21 protein-coding genes and 1 pseudogene are annotated in these 24,231 nt (G+C 71.9%); 16 read left to right on the top strand and 6 right to left on the bottom strand.

Annotated elements, in window-relative coordinates; all coding sequences use genetic code 11:
* Positions 1 to 3 precede the first annotated feature (3 nt).
* From OOK07_RS07870 to OOK07_RS07860, 3 genes are read left to right on the top strand one after another with little or no spacing between them, the layout of a single operon-like run.
* Complete coding sequence (locus tag OOK07_RS07870; RefSeq protein WP_266795675.1) at positions 4 to 1,377, top strand: aldehyde dehydrogenase family protein; 1,374 nt, start codon at positions 4 to 6, stop codon at positions 1,375 to 1,377.
* A gap of 20 nt (positions 1,378 to 1,397) precedes the next feature.
* Entirely contained in the window at positions 1,398 to 2,165 is a 768-nt protein-coding gene (locus OOK07_RS07865) for a 3-oxoacyl-ACP reductase (RefSeq protein WP_266683396.1), read from the top strand.
* Between the two features lie 58 nt (positions 2,166 to 2,223).
* Positions 2,224 to 3,129 carry a DUF2510 domain-containing protein gene (locus tag OOK07_RS07860; protein WP_266801913.1) on the top strand — a complete coding sequence of 302 codons (906 nt, stop codon included), beginning with the start codon at positions 2,224 to 2,226 and terminating at the stop codon, positions 3,127 to 3,129.
* A gap of 29 nt (positions 3,130 to 3,158) precedes the next feature.
* Here OOK07_RS07860 and OOK07_RS07855 read toward each other — a convergent pair whose 3' ends face one another.
* Both OOK07_RS07855 and OOK07_RS07850 read right to left on the bottom strand, forming a co-directional pair.
* On the bottom strand, positions 3,159 to 4,361 hold the full coding sequence (locus tag OOK07_RS07855) for an amino acid deaminase/aldolase (protein ID WP_266678216.1): 1,203 nt from the start codon (positions 4,359 to 4,361) through the stop codon (positions 3,159 to 3,161).
* Positions 4,362 to 5,678: 1,317 nt separating this feature from the next.
* Entirely contained in the window at positions 5,679 to 6,239 is a 561-nt protein-coding gene (locus OOK07_RS07850) for a hypothetical protein (RefSeq protein ID WP_266795673.1), read from the bottom strand.
* 544 nt (positions 6,240 to 6,783) lie between these two features.
* Between OOK07_RS07850 and OOK07_RS07845 the strand changes: the two genes are divergently transcribed.
* Both OOK07_RS07845 and mycP read left to right on the top strand, forming a co-directional pair.
* Positions 6,784 to 7,632: a hypothetical protein gene (locus tag OOK07_RS07845; protein ID WP_266795672.1), complete on the top strand. Its 849-nt coding sequence runs from the start codon at positions 6,784 to 6,786 to the stop codon at positions 7,630 to 7,632.
* Complete coding sequence (gene mycP / locus OOK07_RS07840) at positions 7,629 to 8,831, top strand: type VII secretion-associated serine protease mycosin (RefSeq protein WP_266795670.1); 1,203 nt, start codon at positions 7,629 to 7,631, stop codon at positions 8,829 to 8,831. Before OOK07_RS07845 ends, mycP begins: the two co-directional genes overlap by 4 nt.
* Positions 8,832 to 8,850: 19 nt before the next feature.
* On the opposite strand, the gene OOK07_RS07835 is transcribed toward mycP, so the two are convergent.
* On the bottom strand, positions 8,851 to 9,825 hold the full coding sequence (locus OOK07_RS07835) for a serine hydrolase (protein ID WP_266795669.1): 975 nt from the start codon (positions 9,823 to 9,825) through the stop codon (positions 8,851 to 8,853).
* Positions 9,826 to 9,985: 160 nt separating this feature from the next.
* Here OOK07_RS07835 and OOK07_RS07830 point away from each other — a divergent pair, with 160 nt between their 5' ends.
* Positions 9,986 to 10,762: an SseB family protein gene (locus OOK07_RS07830; RefSeq protein ID WP_266795668.1), complete on the top strand. Its 777-nt coding sequence runs from the start codon at positions 9,986 to 9,988 to the stop codon at positions 10,760 to 10,762.
* 24 nt (positions 10,763 to 10,786) lie between these two features.
* On the opposite strand, the gene OOK07_RS07825 is transcribed toward OOK07_RS07830, so the two are convergent.
* On the bottom strand, positions 10,787 to 11,146 hold the full coding sequence (locus OOK07_RS07825; protein ID WP_266678206.1) for a DUF1844 domain-containing protein: 360 nt from the start codon (positions 11,144 to 11,146) through the stop codon (positions 10,787 to 10,789).
* A gap of 356 nt (positions 11,147 to 11,502) precedes the next feature.
* On the opposite strand from OOK07_RS07825, the pseudogene infC reads away from it, so the two are divergent.
* The 10 genes and pseudogenes from infC (at position 11,503) to OOK07_RS07775 (ending at position 22,581) form a co-directional block, all read left to right on the top strand.
* Positions 11,503 to 12,223 (top strand): annotated as a pseudogene (gene infC / locus OOK07_RS07820) (translation initiation factor IF-3).
* 110 nt (positions 12,224 to 12,333) lie between these two features.
* A complete protein-coding gene (gene rpmI / locus OOK07_RS07815) occupies positions 12,334 to 12,528 on the top strand; it encodes a 50S ribosomal protein L35 (protein ID WP_234762671.1) in 195 nt (64 codons plus the stop codon).
* Positions 12,529 to 12,640: 112 nt separating this feature from the next.
* Positions 12,641 to 13,024, top strand: a complete 384-nt coding sequence (gene rplT / locus OOK07_RS07810) for a 50S ribosomal protein L20 (RefSeq protein WP_020132316.1) — start codon at positions 12,641 to 12,643, stop codon at positions 13,022 to 13,024.
* 102 nt (positions 13,025 to 13,126) lie between these two features.
* Positions 13,127 to 13,975 (top strand): TrmH family RNA methyltransferase, encoded by an 849-nt coding sequence (locus OOK07_RS07805; protein ID WP_266801912.1) that lies wholly within the window; start codon positions 13,127 to 13,129, stop codon positions 13,973 to 13,975.
* A 53-nt stretch (positions 13,976 to 14,028) separates the two neighbouring features.
* A complete protein-coding gene (locus tag OOK07_RS07800) occupies positions 14,029 to 15,183 on the top strand; it encodes a sensor histidine kinase (RefSeq protein WP_266795666.1) in 1,155 nt (384 codons plus the stop codon).
* 139 nt (positions 15,184 to 15,322) lie between these two features.
* Entirely contained in the window at positions 15,323 to 16,444 is a 1,122-nt protein-coding gene (pheS, locus tag OOK07_RS07795) for a phenylalanine--tRNA ligase subunit alpha (RefSeq protein ID WP_266795664.1), read from the top strand.
* A complete protein-coding gene (gene pheT / locus OOK07_RS07790) occupies positions 16,444 to 18,966 on the top strand; it encodes a phenylalanine--tRNA ligase subunit beta (protein ID WP_266795662.1) in 2,523 nt (840 codons plus the stop codon). The genes pheS and pheT overlap by 1 nt, the downstream gene beginning before the upstream one ends.
* A gap of 274 nt (positions 18,967 to 19,240) precedes the next feature.
* On the top strand, positions 19,241 to 20,293 hold the full coding sequence (locus tag OOK07_RS07785; protein WP_266795660.1) for a PP2C family protein-serine/threonine phosphatase: 1,053 nt from the start codon (positions 19,241 to 19,243) through the stop codon (positions 20,291 to 20,293).
* A gap of 332 nt (positions 20,294 to 20,625) precedes the next feature.
* Entirely contained in the window at positions 20,626 to 21,966 is a 1,341-nt protein-coding gene (locus OOK07_RS07780) for an NsdA family TPR-like regulatory protein (protein WP_266678193.1), read from the top strand.
* 75 nt (positions 21,967 to 22,041) lie between these two features.
* Positions 22,042 to 22,581: an NUDIX hydrolase gene (locus OOK07_RS07775; RefSeq protein ID WP_266795658.1), complete on the top strand. Its 540-nt coding sequence runs from the start codon at positions 22,042 to 22,044 to the stop codon at positions 22,579 to 22,581.
* Between the two features lie 113 nt (positions 22,582 to 22,694).
* Here OOK07_RS07775 and OOK07_RS07770 read toward each other — a convergent pair whose 3' ends face one another.
* Both OOK07_RS07770 and OOK07_RS07765 read right to left on the bottom strand, forming a co-directional pair.
* Positions 22,695 to 22,952 carry a hypothetical protein gene (locus tag OOK07_RS07770; RefSeq protein WP_266678191.1) on the bottom strand — a complete coding sequence of 86 codons (258 nt, stop codon included), beginning with the start codon at positions 22,950 to 22,952 and terminating at the stop codon, positions 22,695 to 22,697.
* A 255-nt stretch (positions 22,953 to 23,207) separates the two neighbouring features.
* Positions 23,208 to 24,083 (bottom strand): 3-hydroxybutyryl-CoA dehydrogenase, encoded by an 876-nt coding sequence (locus tag OOK07_RS07765; RefSeq protein WP_266678190.1) that lies wholly within the window; start codon positions 24,081 to 24,083, stop codon positions 23,208 to 23,210.
* Between the last annotated feature and the right edge of the window lie 148 nt (positions 24,084 to 24,231).

Raw genomic sequence — 24,231 nt, 5'->3', positions numbered from 1 at the left:
TTCTTGTCTGCCGAGTACGCACTCGAAGTACTGAACCCCGCGACCGAGGAGGTCGTCGCCACCGTCCCGGGCGCCACCGCGGCCGACGTGGACGCGGCGGTCGTACGAGCCACCGGCGCGCAGGCACGGTGGGCCGCACTCCCGCCCGCCGACCGGGCCCGGCTGCTGCGCCGGTTCGCGGTCGCCGTCGACGAACACCTCGAAGAACTCGCCGGGCTGGAGGTCCGGGAGGCGGGCCACATCATCGGCAACGCCCGCTGGGAGGCGGGCAACGTCCGCGACCTGCTCGACTACGCGGCCGGGGGAGTGGAGCGCCTGACGGGCCATCAGATCCCGGTCGCGGGCGGCCTGAACGTGACGGTCCTGGAGCCGCTGGGCGTCGTAGGCGTCATCGCGCCGTGGAACTTCCCCATGCCGATCGCCGCCTGGGGCACCGCTCCCGCGCTCGCGGCCGGCAACGCCGTCCTCCTCAAGCCCGCCGAGACGACCCCGCTGACCGCTCTGCGCCTCGCCGAACTCGCCCTGGAGGCAGGCCTTCCCGAGGGCCTGTTCCAGGTGCTGCCCGGGCACGGGCCCGTCACGGGCAACGCCCTGGTCGAACACCCGGGCGTGGCGAAGATCGTCTTCACCGGATCGACGGCCGTGGGCAAGCAGGTACTGGCGAAGGGGTCGGCGCTCCTCAAGCGCGTCACCCTCGAACTCGGCGGCAAGAGCCCCAACATCGTCTTCGCCGACGCCGACCTCAAGACCGCCGTAGACCCCTTCTCGTTCCTGGACAACTCCGGCCAGGACTGCTGCGCCCGCACCCGGATCCTGGTCCAGGAGCCGGTCTACGACGAGGTCCGCGAACTGCTCGCCGACACGCTGTCCGCCGTGGTGGTGGGCGACCCGGCCGACGAGAAGACCCAGATGGGCCCGCTGATCAGCCGCCGGCAGCTGGACCGCGTACGGTCGTTCGTTCCCGACGGCGCCCAGGCCCTGCGGGGCACCGCCCCCGACGGCCCCGGCTTCTGGTTCCCGCCGACCGTCCTCACGGGCGAGCGGCCCGAATCCGCCGCGGCCCGCGAGGAGATCTTCGGCCCCGTCGCCGTCCTGCTCCCCTTCACCGACGAGCAGGACGCGATCCGCCTCGCCAACGAGACGCCGTACGGCCTCTCCGGCTCCATCTGGACCCGCGACGTCGGCCGTGCCCTGCGCGTCTCGCAGGGTGTCCGGGCCGGCAACCTCTCCGTCAACTCCCACTCCAGCGTCCGCTACTGGACCCCCTTCGGCGGCTTCAAGCAGTCCGGGCTCGGCCGTGAGCTCGGCCCGGACGCCCTGGCCGCCTTCACCGAAACCAAGAACGTCTTCATCAGCACGGAGGGCCCCGCACAGTGACCGCATCGTCCACAGAGAACATGTGCCGGCGGCTCGTCGGCCGCACCGCCGTCATCACCGGAGCCGGCAGCGGCATCGGCCTCGCCACCGCACGCCGGCTCGCCTCCGAGGGCGCGCACGTCGTCTGCGGCGACGTCGACGAGGTCCGCGGCAAGGCCGCCGCCGACGAGGTCGGCGGAACGTTCGTGAAGGTCGACGTCACCGACGCCGAGCAGGTCGAGGCCCTCTTCAAGACGGCGTACGACACCTACGGCAGCGTCGACATCGCCTTCAACAACGCGGGTATCTCGCCGCCCGACGACGACTCCATCCTGGAGACCGGCCTGGAGGCCTGGAAGCGGGTCCAGGAGGTCAACCTGACCTCCGTCTACCTGTGCTGCAAGGCCGCGATTCCCTACATGCGCCGGCAGGGCAGGGGTTCCATCATCAACACGGCCTCCTTCGTCGCGAGGATGGGCGCGGCGACCTCCCAGATCTCCTACACGGCCTCCAAGGGCGGCGTCCTCGCCATGTCCCGCGAACTGGGCGTGCAGTTCGCCCGCGAGGGCATCCGCGTGAACGCGCTGTGCCCGGGCCCGGTCAACACCCCGCTGCTGCAGGAGCTGTTCGCCAAGGACCCGGAGCGGGCCGCCCGCCGTCTGGTCCACATCCCGGTCGGCCGGTTCGCCGAGGCCGAGGAGATCGCGGCCGCCGTCGCCTTCCTCGCCAGCGACGACTCGTCCTTCGTCAACGCCACCGACTTCCTGGTGGACGGCGGCATCGCGGGCGCGTACGTCACGCCCCTCTAGGCAGCCGGGACAAGGGTGTACTGATCGTCGGCGCCCGTCCTAGAGTGCCGGAATGAGCATGTCGCCCCCGCCCGGCTGGTATCCCGACCCGTCGGCCCCCCACCTGCAGCGCTGGTGGGACGGCACGGCCTGGACGGAGCACCGGAGCACGCCCACCGTGCCCGTGCGGCTGCCGTCGGGGGGCGGCGGTTCCGGCCGGGCGAAGGCCGTCGCGCTCACCACGGCCGGGGTCGTGCTCGTCGCGGCGATCGTCACGGGAGCGGTCTACCTCCGCGACGACGACGCGGGCGGTGCGGACGTGCAGACCGTGCCGAACCCCGTCGGGTCCTCCGCCCCGCCGGCCACCGGCGGCCCCTCGCCCTCGGCATCCGACTCGGCGCCCTCCGCCGACGACCCGGCCGTCGTCGTCGACCAACTCAACGGCATCACGCTGCCGTTGCCCGACGGCTGGGTCAGACCGCAGTACGTCGCCGAGGACGACGTCGTCATGACCACGGACGGTACCTACGGCTGCCCGGGCGACTCCGGCGTGTGCCGGCACGGCCTCGTCATCTCCCGTACGGCGACCGACACCGACGAGAACTCCCCCAAGGCACTCGCCGAGCAGGACATCCCGGATGCGGCCGACGCCGCCTACGACCGCGACCTCGTCGGCGAGCGGCCCTTCGGCGGCATCGAGTCCCACCGGCAGATCACGTCCGGTCAGATCGCGGTGGCGGGCCGCGCCGGGTACTTCGTGCGCTGGCGCGTGAAGACGGCCAAGGGGCCCGGCGGCTACGTCGAGTCGCTCTTCTTCCCCTCCAGCGTCGGCACCGAGGCACCGGTGATCGTCCGGTTCGTCTTCGACGCGGGCGCGGACGGCCCGCCGCTCGCCGACATGGACCGCATCGCCAAGGGCATCCGGCCGCTCGGCGACGCATCGACGAGCGGCGGAGTCGGCAGCAGCATCGGCCCGGCGAACTGACCCGGCGACCTGATCGTTGGACCGGCCGGTTACAGGAAGGTGTGGCCTTCCCCGCGGTACGTCGGCGCGGTCGCCGTCACGGCATCGCCCTCGATCAGGTGCAGCACGTCGAACCGCTCGCACAACTCGCCGGCCTTGGCGTGCCGGAACCACACCTTGTCGCCGATCAGCAGGTCGTCGGCGGGCGAGCCGAGCAGCGGCGTCTGCACCTCGCCGGGCCCCTCCTGGGGGTCGTAGCGCAGCCCCTCGGGCAGGCAGGGGACGGGGAGCCGGTCGGGCCCGGGCGCGCCGGAGGCCGGGTAACCGCCGCCCAGCACCGTCACGACCCCGACTCCCGGCCGCCGTACGACGGGCTGGGCGAACAGCGCGGCCGGACGCCCGCTGAACGAGGTGTAGTTGTCGAACAGCCGCGGCACGTACAGGCCCGACCCCGCGCCGATCTCCGTGACGGCGTCCTCCGCGGCGGTGTGCTGCACACTGCCGGTGCCGCCGCCGTTGACGAACTCCAGATCCGGTACGACGGCCCGCACCGCGCGCACCACCTCGCCGCGCCGCTCCGCGAGTTCCCGGCGGGCCGTGGCCTGCATGAGCCGTACGGCACGCGACCGCAGCGGCCGCCCGGCGACGGAATCACCGACGCCCGCGATGTGCCCCTCGTACGCCATGATCCCCACGACCTTGAAGCCGGGCCGCCGTGCCACGGCGCGGGCCAGGCCGGCGACCTGGGCGGGGGAGTGCAGCGGGGAGCGTCGCGCCCCGACGCGTACGCGCCCGCCCAACAGCTTCAGCGAGGTGTCCAACTCCAGGCAGACGCGGATGACTTCACGTCCGCCGGCGCGTGCCGCGTCGATGAACCCGAGCTGCGCGGGATCGTCGATCATGACGGTCACGGCGGCGGCTAGCTTGGGGTCACCGGCCAGCTCCGCGAACCCGCCGCGGTCCGCGGACGGATAGGCGAGAAGGACGTCGTCGAACCCGCTCCGCGCCAGCCACAGGGACTCGGCGAGGGTGAACGACATGATGCCCGCGAAGCCCTCCTTGGCGAGCACCCGCTCCAGCAGGGCCCGGCAGCGGACGGACTTGCTGGCGACGCGGATCGGCTTGCCACCGGCGCGGCGCACGAGATCGTCCGCGTTGGTGTCGAAGGCGTCCAGGTCCACGATGGCGAGAGGAGCGTCGAGGTGGGCGGTGGCCCGGTCGTAACGGACTCGGTCAGCGGCGCGCGCAGTCATGAACGAAGCCTGCCAGACAGGATTACCGCAGGGTAGGGGGACGTTCCGGGCAGATGCCCCGGGCTCGTGGACTGGTTCCCGTTCCGGCAGGGGCAACCCGTAGAGTGACGCGCACGTACGGCGGAACGACCACGGCTGCACATCCCGCACCTGGATGCCGGTCCATCCGTACGGGTATGCGTGTCCGGGACGGACAGATCCGGCGCCGAGCGGTTGAGCGCAAGGACGACGGCCCGCGTACAGGTAGTCGGCCCGGGCGCGAGGAAACGGGGGGTGCATGAGCACGGACGCGCAGCACGCCTCCATCCCACCGCGCCCGCCCCAGCCCCCGACGGTCGGCCGGGGTCCGGCGGACCGGCAGCCGCAGGAGACCACCGCGCCCCCGCCCGACACCGACCCCACGCCGGACTCGACGGCCGAGTCCGGCGGCGCGTGGTCCCCCTGGCACGGCTCGGAACCCTTCAACGCGTTCGCCCCCCGCCGCCCCACCCCCGCCCCCTCTCGCAACGAGCGCGAGGCCCCGAACGAGGGCTGGTCGCCGTGGAGCGACCGTGGAGGCGACGGGGAGCCGTGGCCATGGGGCGGCGGCGAAGCCGATGGAGCCCCGACGCCCCGGACGGGCAGTGGCTCCGACGGCGTCTCGTCGTCCCGACCGGTCACCGAGGCCGACACCGCCGGGCCGGCCGTCGACGGTGACGGTGACGACGGCTGGTCGTCCCGGTTCGGTGGTGAGGCGGAGGTGGGTTCGTCGTCGCGGGGCAGTGATCGCTCCAGCGGAGGTACGGCGCTCCGGCCGGGTGGCGGGGCCGAGGGCGGCCGGCCGTCCCGGTTCGGTGGTGAGGCGGAGGTGGGTTCGTCGTCGCAGGGCGATAGTGGCTCCGACGGGGGTGCCACGCTCCGACAGGGCCGTCGGGCCGGCGAGAGTTGGTCGTCGTGGGGCGTCGGTGACGGAGACGAAGGCTCCCCGCTTCGAGACGGCAGTGCGGCCGACGACAAGGGTTCGTCGTCCTGGCGAGGCAGCGAGACCGACCGGGCGTCGTCGTCCCGACGGGACAGTGCCGCCGACGGGGTTTCGTCGTCCCGGCAGGACAGTGCGGCCGACGACAAGGGTTCGTCGTCCTGGCGAGGCAGCGAGACCGACCGGGCGTCGTCGTCCCGACGGGACAGTGCCGCCGACGGGGTTTCGTCGTCCCGGCAGGGCAGTGCCGCCGACGGGGTTTCGTCGTCCCGGCAGGACAGTGCCGCTGTCGAGGGTTCGGTACCTCGGGGTGTCGGTGCAGCTGAGGGAGACGGACTGCCGGCGTCTGCGCGAGGCGGTCAGGCCGAGCGGAGCCGGGCCACGGAGAGCCGGGCCACGGAGAGCCAGCCCACGACGCGCCGGCCCCGGACGGAACCGGGCTCGGCATCCGGGCTGCGTTCCGACAGCACCGCGGACTCGTCGCGCCGCCCAAGCCCCGCGGCCGACCCGGACGGTATCCCGGCCGGCTCCCCGGACAAGCGTCCCCACTTCCCGAACCTCCGCGTGCCCTCCGCACGAGACGCCGGTCCGCTGCCCGCGCCCCCACCGCGGGCCTCGGCCCGTTTCCCTGACGCCCCTCCGACGACCGGCGGCGAGACAGGCAGCGACGGCGCCGCTACGACCGGGCGGACCGCCGAGGCCACGCCCACACAGGCCGCCGCCGACACCACCGTGCACGGCGTCTCCGGTACGAGTCCGCAGGCCACGGCCGGTACGAGCGCGCGGGGCGCCGCCGGTACGAGCACGCCGGGCGGCGTCGTACCGCCACGCCCGAGCCACCGCCCCACGCCGCCGCCCCGCCCCACGAGCGCCCCCGCGGAAGCGGCCCAGGAGACCACCAGGCGCCTGCGGCCCATCACCCCTGAGACCCTGCCCGAGGCACCTGCCCGTCCGGCCGTCCCGCCCGCCGTGACGGACGCAGGCCGCACTCCCACGGTGGCCCACCCCCTCCGTCGCCCGGGTGCGACCGCCCCACTCCTGCCGGAGTCCCGTCCGGGTTTCCGCCCCGGTTCGGCCGGTTCGGCCGCCTCGGCGAGACCGGATGCCGCCGCCCCTTCGGCCACAGCGCCGGGGACGCCAACTCCCGCCCCCGCCGATCCCGTTCGGCACACTGACTCCGCCGTGCCGCCGATGCCGGGCGCCCGCCCCTCCTCCGCGCCCGCCGATCCCGGCCGTCGGCCAGGTTCGGCCACGCCGCCCATCTCCACGTCCGGCTCGGCGGCCACTGCTCCTCTTCGGCGCCCCGGCGCCACCCCGCCGTCGGCAACGAGCCCGCGGCCCGACTCGGCCGCACCGCCCATGCCGGCCGCCCGCCCGAGCTCCACCCCGACCAACGCGTCACAGCGTCCGGGCCCCGGTGTGGGCGTGGGGCCCGATCCCGCTCTCTCCTGGAGTGCTCCGACGGTGCCCGGTGGGACGCTGGGGGCCGGGCGGCCCGTTGTGTCGTTCGCGGAGCCCGAGGGGTACGACGAGCACGCCCGGCCGCGGCCGCTCGCTCGGCGGGTACGGCCGCGTACCGCCGCGGTCGCCGCCTGCCTCGTGCTCGGCGTCGGGCTCATCGGCGGTGCCGTGACCGGGAGCTGGCTGGTCGGGGACTCGGGCGACGGCGGCGCGCGGGACACGTTCGCAGCGGCTGGAAGTCTGTGGCACAGCGTGCCCGTGGACCGTTTGTTCCCCCCGACCGTGGAGGGCACCGGCGCCGGCCCCGGCGGCGCCGACCGGACCTGGACGCGCGTCGCCGTCGCACCCGACAGCGGATGCAAGGACGCCTTCGACCCGCTGCTCAAGAAGGCCCTCGCACCGGTCGGCTGCCAACGTCTCCTCCGCGCCACCTACACCGACGCCACGCAGAGCTTCGTCACCACCGTCGGCCTCCTGTTCACCGACGCCGACGCCGCATCCATGGACGCCCTCGCCAAGCGCTTCCAGCAGGAGGGCCTCGCCAGCCGCACCGACCTCATGCCCCGCGCCTACGCGGCGAAGGACACCGCCGCCGCCCGCTTCGGCACCAGGCAGCGCGCCTCGTGGACCATCTCCGTGCTCACCGATGCCCCGGTCGTCGTCTACGCCGTCTCCGGCTGGGCCGACGGCCGCAGCGTCGACACCCCGCTCTCCGCCGAGCAGGCCACCCAGTCCGGTGCCACTTCGGCCCCCGCCCAGGCCGGCCTCGGCAACGAGGCCCAGGGCCTCGCCGACCGCATCGAACGGGCCCTGCGCAAAGACGTCACCTCGCCCACGGAGAAGCCCTCGTGAAGCGCCGTATCCGAGCGAAGAGCAGCAACGGAGCCAGGCACCGTGCCGGAGCGGTGAGCGTCCTCCTCGCCGCCTCTCTCGCCCTCGTCCCGGCCAGCGTCGCGCACGCCGACGGCATACGTGCCCAGCAGTGGGCCCTCGACGCCATGCACACCCAGCAGGCCTGGCAGACCACCAAGGGCAAGGGCATCACCGTCGCCGTCCTCGACACCGGCGTCGAGGCCGACCATCCCGACCTCGTCGGGAACGTCCTGCCCACCAAGGACATGATCGGCTTCGGGGCAAGGCAGGGGGACCGGGCGTGGGCCCGGCACGGGACCGCCATGGCCGGGATCATCGCCGGGCACGGACACGGCCCCGGCGACGACGAGGGGATCATGGGCATCGCCCCCGAGGCCAAGGTCCTCCCCGTCCGCGTGATCCTGGAGGACGGCGACTCGGCCCGCAGCAAGGCCCGCTCCTCCCGTGGCAACGCCCTCGCCGAAGGCATCCGCTGGGCCGCCGACCACGGGGCCGACGTCATCAACCTCTCGCTCGGCGACGACTCCGCCTCCGCGCACCCCGAGCCCGCCGAGGACGAGGCCGTCCAGTACGCCCTCAAGAAGGGCGTGGCCATCGTCGCCTCGGCGGGCAACGGCGGCGGCAGAGGCGACCACGTCTCCTTTCCGGCCGCCTACCCGGGCGTCATCGCCGCGACCGCCGTCGACCGCTTCGGCACCCGCGCCTCGTTCTCCACCCGCCGCTGGTACGCCACCGTCAGCGCTCCCGGCGTCGACATCGTCATCGCCGACCCCGACCACAAGTACTACGAGGGGTGGGGGACCAGCGCCGCCTCGGCGTTCGTCTCGGGCGCGGTGGCCCTCATCAAGGCCGCCCACCCGGGGCTGACCCCCGCCCAGATCAAGCAGCTCCTCGAGGACACCGCGCGCAACGCCCCCGCCGGCGGCCGCGACGACTCGCGCGGCTTCGGCCTCATCGACCCGGCCGCCGCCATCAAGGCGGCCGGCCGCCTCAAGCCGGAGGGCCTGCAGGCGGCGTCGTACGGCGACAGGTACTTCGGCTCCGGCCCCGACGCCGCCGAGTCCGATGACGACACCAGCGGCTGGGCCGCCCCACTCGCGGGCAGCCTCGGCGGGGTCCTGCTCGTCGCGGCGGTCGTCCTGTGGCGCGGCCGGCGCCGACGCTTCGACGACTTCTAGCCGCCCGACCGCTCCGGCCCTATCGGGCGGCGGAGGGGGAGGCGGAGGCGGTCGGGGTCGAGTGGGCCCCGGCGAGCGAGCCGACCGCCGCCTTCGCCGCTGTCTCGACCAGTGAAATCCCCTTCGCCTTGGTCGAGTTGCCCTTCGACAGCACCGTCACGAGACAGCGGCGGCCGTCCACCCTCACCCGCCCGATGCTGTTGATGTCCCACAGCCCGGTCGTGCTGCGGGCCAGCCAGCCGTTCTTCAGCGCCCACTCGGACCCGTCGGCCGCGGCCGACACGCCCCAGTGCTGGTCGGCCGCAATCTGCCCCATCAGCCCCTGCAGATACGTCCGCGACGCCTCACCCAGCAGGGAGTCGTCCCCGAACACCTGCTGCAGCAGGGTGAGTTGATCGGCGGCCGTGGTCTGCGTCAGCCCCCACAGCATGCCGTCGCCGCCCTCCGTGTCCGTGAGACCGAGACGCTCGTTCGCGGCGTCGAGCCCGTCCGCCTTGCCGATGATCCGCCACAGGGCCGACGCGGAGTCGTTGTCGCTGTCCTCGATCATCGTGGTGGCGTACGACTTCTCGCTCGCCGTCAGGTGCCGGGCCACGTCCTGCGCCTGCAGCAGCAGCGTCGCCAGGATGTCGACCTTGACGATGCTCGCCGTGTCGAAGGCACCGTTCCCGTACGAGGCGCTCTCCCCCGAGTCCAGGTCCAGCACCGCCACCGACACCTCCGCGTCGCTCTCGACGGACACCGACCGCATCGCCCTGGCCAGCACCGCTGCGTGGTCCACCGCCGGCTGAGCCACAGGTTCCACCGATTCCTCCCCGTCCGCCGTGGCCGACGACGATACGGGGCCCGCACCGGAGTGCGCCCGAGCCTTCGCATACACGCTCCCTGCGGCCGTACCGCCCACGACGGTCACGACCGCAAGGGCCGTGCACAACAGGGGGCGCGTCCTGGACGGACGAGCGCGGTGGCTTCGGCGGGCTCTGAAGGACTCCATGCCGCGATGCTCGGGGCGTGGACTGTGCGCGCCGTTAGGCGGAAGTTAGATGTGTGTCAGGAGATGCTGAGAAAGCAGTGAAGGCTGTGAACCACCGGTTTCCGGGGCCGCACAAGCCCAGCAGCATCCTGCCGATATCCGCCCGATAGGGTCGGTGACCGTGGCGAACAAGAACATTCCCGACTCCGGCTACTCCGACGACGACGGCACCGCCGACCCCCGGCTGAGCGCCGCGCTCACCGCCTGGGCCGAGGACCGCACGGCCGTGGGCCCCGTCCTGGAGGCCCTCAAGGGCGCCCGGCTGCTCGTCCCGGTCGTGGCCGTCCTCGGCGAGGTCGAGGAGGACGGTGAGGAGGGGCGCGAAGCTCCTCGGAAGGGTGGTGGTGGGAGACGGGAGGGCGGGCTGCGCCGCGAGAAGACCAGCGACATGGCCGTACCGACCCTCAAGGCCGGATCCCGCACCGCCCTGCCGGCCTTCACCTCCACGGACTCGCTGGCCCGCTGGGACCCGGCGGCCCGGCCCGTCGCCGTACCCCTGCACCAGGCGCTGCAGGCCGCCGCGCACGAGAAGGCGGACACGGTGGTGCTGGACCTGTCGGGGCCGGTGCCGTTCGAGCTGACCGGGCCCGCGCTGCTGGCCCTCGCCGAGGGCCGTACGACGACCGACCCCCTCGCCGATCCCGCCGTGCAGGAAGCCGTGCGGGCCGCGGTCGCCGCCGAACCCGCCGTGGTGCGCGCCCACCTCGGGCCCGGCCAGGCCGACGGCACCCTCGCCCTCGTACTCGACCGGACGACGGCACCCGCCGAGGCCGCCCGCGCCGTCGCCGAACGCCTCGCCGCCGACGAAACACTGAGGGCCCGCCTGGTGCGCGGCCTCGACCTGGCACTGCTGCCGGCCGGGGCGACGCCACCGGGCGAGCCCTTGTACGTACGCTGACGGATCCGTCGTGACGCCGGCGGACTAGCCGTAGACCGGGCCGGTGTACTTCTCGCCCGGGCCCTGGCCCGGCTCGTCCGGGACGAGGGACACCTCGCGGAAGGCCAGCTGCAACGACTTCAGGCCGTCGCGCAGCGGCGCCGCGTGGAACGAGCTGATCTCGGTCGCGCTCGCGTCGAGCAGCCCGGCCAGGGCGGTCACCAGCTTGCGCGCCTCGTCCAGGTCCTTGTACTTGTCGCCCTCCTCGGTCAGACCGAGCTTGACCGCGGCGGCGCTCATCAGGTTCACCGCGACGGTCACGATCACCTCGACGGCGGGGACCTCGGCGATGTCGCGGGTCATGGCGTCGAAGTCGGTGGGGGACTCAGGAGGGGTGTCACTCATGCCCCACAGCGTAGGCCCCGGTGCACGACGGTTCGCACCACCCCCGGGCAGCTGCTAACCTTGTGTGACGACCGGCCGGACACGTCCTGAGCAAGATCGCGTGACCGGCCCGCAAGTGGAGGCTCCGATCTCCCACCTGACCGTCCTCCGGGACGGCGGGTCACCCCGGTCAGGCGGCCACCATCGTTCCGTACGGACGATGGAGTCGCCCGAAAGCGCGCCCCGCGACTCATCGCGGCGGTGCTCCGGTAGTGCTTTGGAGCCCCGCCTGTGATCGTCGTCCGGGGCATTTTTTGTGCCTCGGCGCGGTTAGGTCTGTCGAAAAGAGACAAAACGCGGCTGTCCGCCAGACCGCCGTGTGGTGCTAACCGAGGAGGATCCATCAGCGCCGAGCCCCGCATCAACGACCGGATTCGCGTTCCAGAGGTGCGACTTGTCGGTCCCAGTGGCGAGCAGGTGGGCATCGTCCCCCTGGCCAAGGCACTGGAGCTTGCGCAGGAGTACGACCTGGACCTGGTCGAGGTGGCGGCAACCGCCCGTCCGCCTGTGTGCAAGCTCATGGACTACGGGAAGTTCAAGTACGAGTCGGCCATGAAGGCCCGTGAGGCGCGCAAGAACCAGGCGCACACGGTCATCAAGGAGATGAAGCTCCGGCCGAAGATCGACCCGCACGACTATGACACCAAAAAGGGTCACGTCGTCCGGTTCCTCAAGCAGGGCGACAAGGTCAAGATCACGATCATGTTCCGTGGTCGCGAGCAGTCCCGGCCGGAGCTCGGCTACCGACTGCTGCAGCGTCTCGCGGAGGACGTTCAGGACCTCGGGTTCATCGAGTCGAACCCGAAGCAGGACGGCCGAAACATGATCATGGTTCTCGGTCCGCACAAGAAGAAGACCGAGGCGATGGCCGAGGCCCGTCAGGCGCAGGAAGCCCGCAAGGCGGACGCGAAGGCCAACCCCGGCAAGTCGCAGAACGCCGCGGAGTCCGAGCACGCCGAGGAGTCCGAGCACGACGAGGCCTCCGCCGAGGACGCCGTGGAGACCGAGGCTCCTGCCGAGGCTTCCGCCGAGGCGTGATCCCGGGGGACAGCAGTCCTCAGGACGTAACCGAAACAAGAGCGACGCTCCACCGTGCCCGGTTTGACGACCGGGCACCGGAGCGCCACTGACGAGGAGAGAACGGCGCTATGCCGAAGAACAAGTCGCACAGCGGTGCCAGCAAGCGCTTCAAGATCACCGGCTCCGGCAAGGTGCTCCGTGAGCGCGCCGGCAAGCGCCACTACCTCGAGCACAAGCCGTCGACCCTGACGCGCCGCCTCACCGGCAACGCCGAGATGGCCCCGGGCGACGCCAAGAAGATCAAGAAGCTTCTCGGCAAGTGACATGAGCGGCGCCTGATCATTCGATCGCCGAGCGCCGTACGTCTGGACCGGGACCCAATCGTTTCCGGGCCGTGTGAGTCCAACCACGGCCCCGCTACAAGGAGTCAAACAAGTGGCACGCGTCAAGCGGGCAGTCAACGCCCACAAGAAGCGCCGGGCGATCCTCGAGGCGGCCTCCGGCTACCGCGGTCAGCGTTCGCGTCTGTACCGCAAGGCCAAGGAGCAGGTCACCCACTCGCTGGTCTACAACTACAACGACCGCAAGAAGCGCAAGGGTGACTTCCGTCGGCTGTGGATCCAGCGCATCAACGCCGCTGCCCGCGCCAACGGCATCACGTACAACCGCTTCATCCAGGGTCTGAACGCCGCGAACATCGAGGTCGACCGCAAGATCCTGGCCGAGCTGGCCGTGAACGACGCCACCGCGTTCGCCGCGCTGGTCGAGGTCGCCCAGAAGGCGCTGCCGGCCGACGTCAACGCGCCGAAGGCCGCGTGACGCTGCGCCGGTTCTAGGCCGACGTGACGGAGGACCCGCAGGCTGCGGAAGCAAGCCTGCGGGTTCTGCTGTGTCCGTGAGAAGTTCCCGAAAGTGAGCACCATGCCTCCCGCCACCCCCGAGCTGATCTCCCCCCGTTCCCCTCGCGTCTCGGCCGCCCGGCGGCTCGCCAGGCGGAACTTCCGGGGGAAGGAGCGGCTGTTCCTCGTCGAGGGACCGCAGGCCGTGCGGGAAGCCGCCGCGTACGGGGACGCGCTGGTCGAACTGTTCGCCACCGTCGAGGCCGCGGAGCGGTACGCCGACATCGTGGGGGAGGCCCGGGACGCCGGGGTCCGTATTCACCTCGCCGAAGACGACGTGATCGCCGGCATCTCCACCACCGTCACCCCGCAGGGGCTGGTGGGGATCTGCCGGTTCCTGGACACGCCCTTCGCGGAGATCCTCGCCGCCCGGCCCCGGCTCGTCGCCGTGCTCGCGAACGTCCGGGACCCCGGGAACGCCGGCACCGTCCTGCGGTGCGCCGATGCCGCCGGGGCCGAGGCCGTGGTCCTGACCGACGCCTCCGTGGACCTGTACAACCCCAAGGCCGTACGGGCCTCCGTGGGCTCCCTGTTCCACCTCCCCGTCGCCGTGGGCATCCCCGTGGCGGAGGCGGTCGCGGGGCTCAGGGGCGCCGGCGTCAGGATCCTCGCCGCGGACGGCGCCGGGACCGACGACCTCGACGACGAGCTGGACAAGGGCAGCATGGGCGGGCCGACCGCCTGGGTGTTCGGGAACGAGGCGTGGGGGCTCCCGGAGGAGACCCGCGCACTCGCGGACGCCGTGGTGCGCGTCCCGATCCACGGGAAAGCCGAAAGCCTGAACCTTGCCACCGCGGCCGCCGTATGTCTCTATGCGTCGGCCCGTGCACAGCGCGCCTCCGGAGGGTGCCGCTCCGTCACCGAGAGCTAGTAGGGTGACCAGCTCGGGGGCCACCTGCGCCGTCTGAGAGGTGGGGTACGGGGATGGGTGTCGGCACGAGCGGTGCGGGAAAGGCACTGCGGGCAGGGGACGCGCGACGTACGCCCGCGCCCCGGCACGGCGACCTCGCCGAACTCGGCATCGACCCCGACGAACTGCCCGACGGCCTCGTCGTCGCCGACGAACACGGCCACGTCATCTGCTTCAACGCCGCCGCCGAGCGCATCACCGCCGTCCCCGCCGAGGAGGCACTCGGACAGCGGCTGGAGAAGGCGCTGCCGTTAGAGGACCTGGAGGGGCGCCGCTGGTGGCAGCTGACCGACCCCTACGGCGGTCTCGCCACCCGGGTCCGCCAGCCCGAGCGGAACCTTCTGCTCCCGGGCGGTCGGGAGGTCCTCGTATCGGCCCGGTACGTCCGTGGTGAACCCACCGGGCCCGTCCGCCGCCTCGTCGTCTCCCTGCGCGACACCGAGGCCCGCCGCCGCACCGAGCGCAGCCACGCCGAGCTGATAGCCACGGTCGCCCACGAACTGCGCTCGCCCCTCACCTCCGTGAAGGGCTTCACCGCCACCCTCCTCGCCAAGTGGGAGCGCTTCACCGACGACCAGAAGCGGCTCATGCTGGAGACCGTCGACGCCGACGCCGACCGCGTCACCCGGCTCATCGCCGAGCTGCTCGACATCTCGCGGATCGACAGCGGGCGGCTGGAGGTCAGGCGTCAGCCCGTCGACATGGGCGCGGCCGTCGGACGGCACATCCAGGCGTACGTCGCCGCCGGGCAGCCCGCCGACCGGTTCCTGCTGCGCATCGAGCAACCCCTGCCCGACCTGTGGGCCGACCCCGACAAGGTCGACCAGGTGCTCAGCAACCTGCTGGAAAATGCCGTGCGCCACGGCGAGGGAACCGTCACCATCGATGTCACGGCCACGGCGTCCCCCCGCGAGGGGGAAGGCCATGAAAGCCCAGCCACGTCGGTCACGGTGAGCGACGAGGGGCCCGGCATCCCGGAGGAGTCCATGAACCGCGTCTTCACCCGCTTCTGGCGGGGCAGCAAGCGCGGCGGCACGGGCCTCGGGCTGTACATCGTCAAGGGCATCGTCGAAGCCCACGGCGGCACCATCGCGGTCGGCCGCGCCCCCCAGGGCGGCGCCGAGTTCCGATTTACGTTGCCCGTGGCAGCCCCGGCGTATCTCGCCTAGCGGCCCACGGGCGCATTCGTACACCTCCACCCCGTTAGACTCGGCCTTTGGCACCTTTGTGTCCCATGGACGGCCCTCTGACCTCTGCGTGAGTCGGTGACGGGGACCTTCAGCCAGCCAATCGGAAGCACGGGAAGAGATGTCGGCACCGAATAAGTCGTACGACCCTGTCGAGGTCGAGGCGTTGAAACCGGAAGAGATCGAGCGCATGCGGGACGAGGCGCTCGCCGCCTTCGTCGCCGCGGACTCCCTCGACGCGCTCCAGGAGGCCAAGGTCGCCCACACCGGGGGCACCTCACCGCTGGCCCTCGCCAACCGCGAGATCGGCGCCCTGCCCCCGCACGCCAAGGCCGCCGCCGGCAAGCTGGTCGGCCAGGCACGTGGCGCCGTCAACAAGGCCCTCGCCGCCCGCCAGACGGAGCTGGAGGCCGAGCGCGACACGCGCGTGCTGGTCGAGGAGGCGGTGGACGTCACGCTGCCCTACGACCGCGTGCCGCCCGGCGCCCGCCACCCGCTGACCACGCTCTCGGAGCGCATCGAGGACGTCTTCGTCGCCATGGGCTACGAGGTCGCCGAGGGCCCCGAGCTGGAGGCCGAGTGGTTCAACTTCGACGCCCTGAACATCGGCCCGGACCACCCGGCCCGCGGCGAGCACGACACCTTCTTCGTCGAGGGCCCGCAGGGCGGCACCGAGTCCGGTGTCGTGCTGCGCACCCACACCTCACCGGTCCAGATCCGCTCACTGCTCAGCCGTGAGCTGCCGGTCTACGTGATCTGCCCCGGCCGTGTGTACCGCACCGACGAGCTGGACGCCACGCACACGCCCGTCTTCCACCAGGTCGAACTGCTCGCCGTGGACGAGGGCCTGACCATGGCCGACCTCAAGGGCACCCTGGACCACATGGTCCAGTCGCTGTTCGGCGAGGGCATGAAGACCCGGCTGCGGCCGAACTTCTTCCCCTTCACCGAGCCGTCCGCCGAGATGGACATGGTGTGTTACGTCTGCCGCGGCGAGTCCGTCGGCAACCCCGACCGGCCCTGCCGCACCTGCTCCAGCGAGGGCTGGATCGAGCTCGGCGGCTGCGGCATGGTCAACCCGCGGGTGCTGACCGCCTGCGGCGTCGACCCGGAGAAGTACAGCGGCTTCGCCTTCGGGTTCGGCATCGAGCGGATGCTGATGTTCCGCCACAACGTCGAGGACATGCGAGACATGGTCGAGGGTGACGTCCGGTTCACCCGGCCGTTCGGGATGGAGATCTGATGCGGGTCCCGCTTTCTTGGCTGCGGGAGTACGTCGACCTGCCGGCGACGGAAACCGGCCGCGACGTCCAGGAGAAGCTCGTCTCGGCCGGGCTCGAGGTCGAGACCGTCGAGCACCTCGGCGCCGACCTCAAAGGCCCCCTCGTCGTCGGCCGGGTACTGACGATCGAGGAGCTGGAGGGCTTCAAGAAGCCGATCCGCTTCTGCACCGTCGACGTCGGCCGGGCCAACGGCACGGGTGAGCCCCAGGAGATCGTCTGCGGCGCCCGCAACTTCGCCGTCGGCGACAAGGTCGTCGTGGTCCTGCCCGGCGCCACGCTGCCGGGCGGCTTCTCGATCTCCGCTCGCAAGACGTACGGCAAGACGTCCCACGGCATGATCTGCTCCGGCGACGAGCTGGGCATGGGCGACGACGGCAGCCACGGCATCATCGTGCTGCCGCCCGAGATCGAGGTCGGCAAGGACGCCATCGAGCTCCTCGAACTGGTCGACGAGGTCCTGGACATCGCCGTCACCGCCAACCGCGGCGACTGCCTGTCCATCCGCGGCGTCGCCCGCGAGACCGCCATCGCCTACGGCCTGCCGCTGCGCGACCCGGCGCTGCTCGACGTACCCGGCCCGAACGCCTACGGCTACCCGGTCCAGGTCTCCGAGCCCGCCGGCTGCGACCGCTTCACCGCCCGCACGGTGACCGGCCTCAGCCCCGAGGCGCGCTCCCCGATCTGGCTCCGGCGCCGGCTGCAGAAGGTCGGCATGCGCCCGATCTCGCTCGCCGTCGACGTCACCAACTACGTGATGATGGAGCTCGGCCAGCCGCTGCACGCCTACGACCGATCCCTGGTCCAGGGCACGATCGGCGTGCGCCGGGCGGAGGCGGGCGAGAAGCTCGTCACCCTGGACGGCGTCGAGCGCAAGCTCGACACCGAGGACCTGGTGATCACCGACGACCGCGGCCCGATCGGGCTCGCGGGCGTCATGGGCGGCGCCAACACCGAGATCGCCGACCACGATGCCACCGAGAACGGGGCGAACGCGACAAGCGACGTGGTGATCGAGGCCGCGCACTTCAACGCGATCTCCATCGCCCGCACCGCCCGTCGGCACCGGCTCTCCTCCGAGGCCTCCCGCCGGTTCGAGCGCGGCGTCGACCCGCAGGCCGCGTCCGCCGCTGCCCAGCGCACGGTCGACCTGCTGGTGCTCCTCGCGGGCGGCAGCGCCGAGGCCGGCGTGACCGAGGTCATCGCGCCGTCCGCACCGCACACCATCACCATTCCGGCCGACCACCCGGACAAGGTGGCGGGCGTCGACTACGGCCGCGAGATCGTCGTACGGCGGCTGCAGGAGATCGGCTGCGACGTGTACGGGCAGGACGAGCTGATCGTCACCGTCCCGTCCTGGCGGCCCGACCTCCTGGAGGTCAACGACCTGGCCGAAGAAGTCATCCGCCTGGAGGGCTACGAGAACCTTCCCTCCACGCTGCCCAAGCTCCCCTCGGGCCGCGGACTGACCCACCGTCAGCGGCTGCACCGCCGCGTCGGCCGGGCGCTGTCCGGTGGCGGTTACGTCGAGGCGCCGAACTACCCCTTCATCGGCGAGCAGGTCTTCGACCAGCTGCTGATCGGGGCCGACGACCCGGCGCGCCGCGTGGTGAAGCTGACCAACCCGCTGAACGACGAGGAGCCCGCGCTCCGCACCTCGCTGCTGCCGGGCCTGTTCGGTGCGCTGCGCCGCAACAACGGCCGGGGCTCGCACGACCTGGCGCTCTTCGAGACCGGGCTGGTCTTCCTGCCGCGCGACGGGCAGAGGACCGCCGCCGCCCTGCCCGTCGACCGGCGTCCCACCGACGAGGAGATCGCCGAACTGGACGCAGTGCTGCCCGAGCAGCCGCGCCATGTCGCCGTCGTCCTCGCGGGCGCCCGCGAACAGGCCGGCTGGTGGGGCAGGGGCCGGCCGGCGGACTGGGCCGACGCGGTCGAGGCCGGGCGGATCGTCGCGCGGGAAGCCGGCGCCGAGCTGATCGTCCGCAAGGGGCAGTACGGGCCCTGGCACCCCGGCCGCTGCGCCGAGTTCGCGGTCGTCGTGGATGGCACGGAGAGGGTGGTCGGCCACGCGGGTGAGCTGCACCCGCGTGTGGTCAAGGCCCTCGCGCTGCCCGAGCGCACCAGCGCGATGGAGATCGACCTGGACGTGCTGGAGCAGGTCGGTAACGACACTCCGCAGGCACCGAGCATCTCCACCTTCCCGGTGGCCACGCAGGATGTCGCGCTGGTCGTCGACACGTTCGTGCCGCACTCGGATGTCGAGGCGGCGCTGCGTGAGGGCGCGGGTGCGCTCCTTGAGGGCATCCGGCTGTTCGACGTGTACGAGAACGACGAGCAGCTCGGTGAGGGGCGGAAGTCCCTGGCGTATGCGCTGCGGTTCCGTGCGTCGGATCGGACGCTGACCGTGGATGAGGCATCTGCCGCCCGGGATGCGGCGGTTGCCCTCGCGGGCGAGCGGACGGGTGCGGTGCTTCGGGGTTAGTGCGCCCAAGAGGTGAGGGACCGCGGTGGGTTGGCGGCCGCGGGTCTGTCGTGGCTGCACCACAGCCCGCGCCCCTTCGGGGGCGCACCCCGCGCCCTTGAGAGCACAGGTGCTCTACCTGCATAAATGCGGGTGGCCTGTGGATGGTCACTCATTTGGGTGACAAGTCCGGGTGATCTGGCCCATTACGGCCATGCGGGTCGACAGAATCGGACCGGCCTTTCGAGGCCGGTCCGATTCTGTGCTTTCGGGGCCTGTATGGGGGGCCATCGGCATGATTCGCAGCAGGGCTGGGGTCTTCCGCAGGCGCTTGCCGGCGCTGGGGCTGCCCATCGCGTGGGGCGCCACGGCGATCTCGTACAAACTGGCCTGTCCGCCCGCCCAGCAGAACGGGCTGGGCGCGCGCATCGTCACCAGTGCCGTCTTCTTCGCTGTGGGGACCGGGCTGGTCCTGAACGTCCGGCATGCGCTGGTGCGCGAGCTCAGGGAGGTCCGGCAGGTCGCGGGTGCCGCACAGAGTGTGCTGCTGCGGCCGCTGCCGCCGTGGATCGACGGGCTGAACGTCGCCGCCGCCCAGCTGTCCGCGGACCGCGGTGCGGCCATCGGCGGCGATCTGTACGAGGTCATCGCCACCGAGCACGGCGTGAGGATCGTGATGGGCGATGTACGTGGGCACGGGCTCGCCGCCATCAGTACGGTCGCCGCCGTACTCGGCAGCTTCCGCGAAGCCGCGCACGACGAGGCCGAACTGGGCTGTGTGCTGCGGCGGTTGGAGCGGGCACTGGCCCGGCATCTGCGGGAGCGGGCCCGCGCCGGGCATCCCTCGGCCGGGCCCGAGCCGGAGTGCCCGGTCTCCGAGGAGTTCGTCACCGTACTGCTGCTGGAGATCGGAACGGACGGTGGGGTACACGTCCTCAACTGCGGGCATCCCTGGCCGTATCTGCTGGGGCCGGACCGGGCCGAACCGCTGACCCGGGCCGAACCGCTGCCCCCGCTCGGGCCGTTCCCGTTGCCCGCAGAGCTGCCCGCCGTCCGCTGCGGTCAACTCCTGCCCGGCGAGGGGCTCTTCCTGCACACCGACGGTGTCGAGGACGCCCGTGACGGTCGTGGCCGGTTCTTTCCGCTGGCCGCCGCGCTCACCGAGGCCGTCGCCGCCGGGCCGGTCTCACCGCAGTCGTTGCTGCGCGCCGTCCTCGCCGGGCTGCTGCGGCACGCAGGGGGGCGGCCCGCCGACGATGTGGCGCTGCTCGTGCTGCGCAACGACCGGCGTCATGCCGTACGCGCACCGGGTGAGTCGGTCGGACACCGGGCGCACCGCCTCACGTGACGTCGAGGCCGCGAATCGCCACGCTCCCCCGCGGTGCGCCCGGCGCTCCCGCGTGGTCTGGGCGGGGCCTCATGGATGGTGCCTGCGCGGCGCGCCGTCCGCCCCGCCACGGAGTGTCGGGCAGGCAGCCGGGCGGACGGCGCGGAAGCGGGCCGCCGCACTGTACGAGGGGGAGCCGGCGGCCCGGCCGGCCTCTTGCGAGGCATTTCAGTCAACCGGCTGGAAACTCTCCGCGACAGCGCGCGCACGCTGCGGATTCGAGCACTCCGTTCGCACCCCGTGTGAAGGCGTTCGCACTACTCTGACGGCACCGAGCCACCCGGGGGGCACCCATGCAGCCCAACACTCTGCTCGACGCGATCCTGGACGAGGCGGGGATCTCGCATGCGGGGCTGGCAGCACACGTCAATCAGGCGGGGCGGGCGCGCGGCCTCGCGCTCCGGTACGAACACACCGCCGTGGCACGATGGTTGAAGGGGCAGCGGCCGCGCGGTCAGGTGCCCGACCTGATCTGTGAGGTGCTCGCGGGCCGTCTGCACCGGCCGGTCACGCTGGACGACATCGGCCTCGGCGTGCCGGGCGAGCCGTCCACCCCGCACGGCACCACCCTCTCCGGCTTCGTCGAGCGTGCCACCGCCCTGTGGCGCTCCGACGAGCAGCAGCGCCCGCACATCCTGGGCGCGCCCGCGGTCACCGGCACGCCCGCCGTCATGCCCGTGTGGGAATGGGAGAATCCGCCCGAGGACGTGGACGTCTCGCGCGGCGGCCGGCACCGGGTCACCGCGAGCGACCTCGAGATGCTGCGCGCCGCCCGCACCCACTACGAGCAGATGTACCGCAAGGCCGGCGGTATAGCGACCCGCGCCAGGATCGTCGGTTTTCTCAACGCCGAGGCCGCCCCGCTACTGCGCGGCAGCTACACCGACGCCACCGGCCGTCAACTGCACCGGGCGACGGGCGGGTTGGTGGCGATCGCCGGCATCTGCGCCTACGACTCCGACGCGCACGGGCTCGCCCAGCGCTACTTCCACCAGGCCCTCAGGCTGGCGAAGGCCAGCGGGGACCGGGGTCTGGGCGCGTATGTGATCGCCCTGCTGGTCAACCAGGCCCTGTTCATGCGGGAGTACCGGCAGGCCGTCGCCTTCGCGGAGGCCGCGCTGCGGGCCGCCGGCAGGCACATCACGCCGGCGCTCGCCTGCGACCTGTACGCGATGCAGGCGAAGGCGTACGCGCACCTGGGCGACGGTACGACCGCGCTGTCCTGCATCCGGCGGGCGGAGCAGGCCGCCGAACGCATCCGGCGTGGATACGAACCCGACGAAACCGGCTATGTCCAGCCGGGGTTGGTCAACGTCCAGGTGGCGGAGGCCCTGCTCAGCCTCGGCGAACTCGTGGCGGCGGGGGAGCACGCCGCCGCCGCCGTCGACAATCCGGCGCACGACCGCGGCCGGGTGCACCGGCTCGCCATGCTCAGCACGATCGAACTGCGCCAGGGCAATGCCGACAAAGCCGTGGCCACGGCCGTGCAGATGGCCGAACAGGCCCGGGGAATGGAGTCCCAGCGGCTGCGCGACAGACTCCGGGCGGTACGCGACCATCTGGTGCGCAGCGGCTGCGCGGGCACCTCCGAGGCCGCCGAACTGATCGACGGAGCACTGCGCGTGCCGCTGTAGACGGGTTCCTGAGCACCGCCGCTCCGCAGTCCCTGCTGCGATATTGCCACTTACTCGATGGAAGGTGGCAGAACCGTGCAGTGGACGAAACAGAGCGAACAAACTGTGTACTCAAACCGCTGGTTCAGCGTCAACCTGGCGGATGTCGAGCTGCCGGACGGCCGGCATCTCGACCACTTTCTGATACGGCTGCGGCCGGTGGCCGTGGCAACGGTGGTCAACGAGGCCAACGAAGTCCTCTTGTTGTGGCGCCACCGCTTCATCACCGACAGCTGGGGGTGGGAACTCGCCGCGGGTGTGGTCGAGGACGGTGAGGACATCGCCGTCGCGGCCGCCAGGGAACTCGAGGAAGAGACCGGCTGGCGGCCGGGACCTCTGCAGCACCTCATGAGCGTGGAGCCGTCCAACGGCCTCACCGACGCACGGCACCACATCTACTGGACCAACGAGGGCGAGTACATCGGGCATCCCGTGGACGACTTCGAGTCGGACCGCCGGGAGTGGGTCCCCCTCAAGCTCGTCCCCGACATGGTCGCCCGCGGCGAGGTGCCGGCCGCCAACATGGCGGCCGCGTTACTTCTGCTGCACCACCTCAGGCTGGGGCAGGACGCGTAGGCGCTGTGCCGGGCGGGCCACGACGGGCCGTCGATCCTGTGCGGCCCCGTCGTGGCCGGTCGCGCCCACGCGGCGGAGCCGCGTACGGGCAGAGTCCCACACGCCCCCGTCCCTCAGCGGCCCAGGGTCTGCCATATCGTCACGACGAGCGCGCCCACGGCTGCCAGTGCCGCGACCGCGGGCAGCGGCCACCGGGCGTGCTCCAGTGCGACGATCCGTGCGCTCAGGTCGTCGAGTCCCTTGTCCGTCTCCTCAGTGCGATGGTTGAGCAGAGCCAGCCCTCCCTCGACGCGCGCGTACGCGACATCGAGGCGGCGGCGTAACTCTGCGAGTTCCCCATGGACCACGGGATGCTCCGGGTCGGCGGTCACAAGTCCGCTCCTTTCCGTAGTCGTCACATCCCTTGCATGCGCATGGTGAGTCAACTCGCCTGGTGGACACGTGGGGAGAGTGTGCGAGGGGCATATGCGTGCCCGGCGCGCACACGGTGTGTGAATGACGCGGGCCCGGCACCATCAAAGGTGCCGGGCCCGCGTTCGTAGCACTGTGTAGTCAGCACCCTGGAACGGGCACTGTGCAACCGGCCGTCGGTGTCAGCCGGGGCTCAGTCAGTCGTGGCGTCGGTGTCAGCTGTAGCTGTAGAAGCCCGAGCCGGTCTTCCGGCCGAGCCGGCCCGCGTCGACCATCCGCTGCAGCAGCGGGGGAGCGGCGTACAGCGGCTCCTTGTACTCCTCGTACATCGAGTAGGCCACCGAGGCGACCGTGTCCAGGCCGATCAGGTCGGACAGTTTCAGCGGGCCCATCGGGTGGGCGCAGCCCAGCTCCATGCCGTTGTCGATGTCCTCGCGGCTGGCGATGCCGGACTCGAACATCCGGATGGCGGAGAGGAGATACGGGATCAGCAGCGCGTTGACCACGAAGCCGGAGCGGTCCTGGGCACGGATGGCGTGCTTGCCCACCGTCTTCTCCGCGAACTGCTGGGCGCGGGCGAGCGTGCCCTCGGAGGTGGTGAGCGCCGGGATCAGCTCGACGAGCTGCTGCACCGGGGCCGGGTTGAAGAAGTGGATGCCGACGACATGGTCGGGCCGCGAGGTGGCGACCGCGAGCTTCACCAGCGGAATGGAGGAGGTGTTGGAGGCGAGGATCGCGTCGGGCCGGGTCACGACCTGGTCGAGCACCTGGAAGATCTCGGTCTTGACCTGCTCGTTCTCCACGACGGCCTCGATCACCAGGTCGCGGTCGGCGAACTCGCCGAGGTCCGTGGTGAAGCTGAGCCGCGCCTGCGTCGCGTCGAGCTCCTCGGCGCTGATCTTGCCGCGCTCGGCCGCCTTGGACAGGGAGTTGAACAGCCGGGTGCGGCCGATCTCCAGGGCCTCACCGGTGGTCTCGGCGACCTTCACGTCCAGCCCGGAACGGGCGCACACCTCGGCGATGCCGGCTCCCATCTGGCCGCAGCCCACGACTCCGACGCGCGCGATGTCTCCCGCCGCGATGTCTGTCACATCGTCCCCTTCGCTGGTCTACGGGTGTGCGGCAGGACTCCGCTGGTTCGGCGCCTGCTCCGATCGTGCACGTTACCCCCAAGTATCGATGATCGATCGTGCGGGTACGGGCATCCTGGGCGGCGGAGACGATCCGTGACCGCGCGGA

Source organism: Streptomyces sp. NBC_00078 (assembly GCF_026343335.1).
Classification (GTDB): Bacteria; Actinomycetota; Actinomycetes; order Streptomycetales; family Streptomycetaceae; genus Streptomyces.
This window is presented reverse-complemented; position numbering and strand designations above follow the sequence as displayed.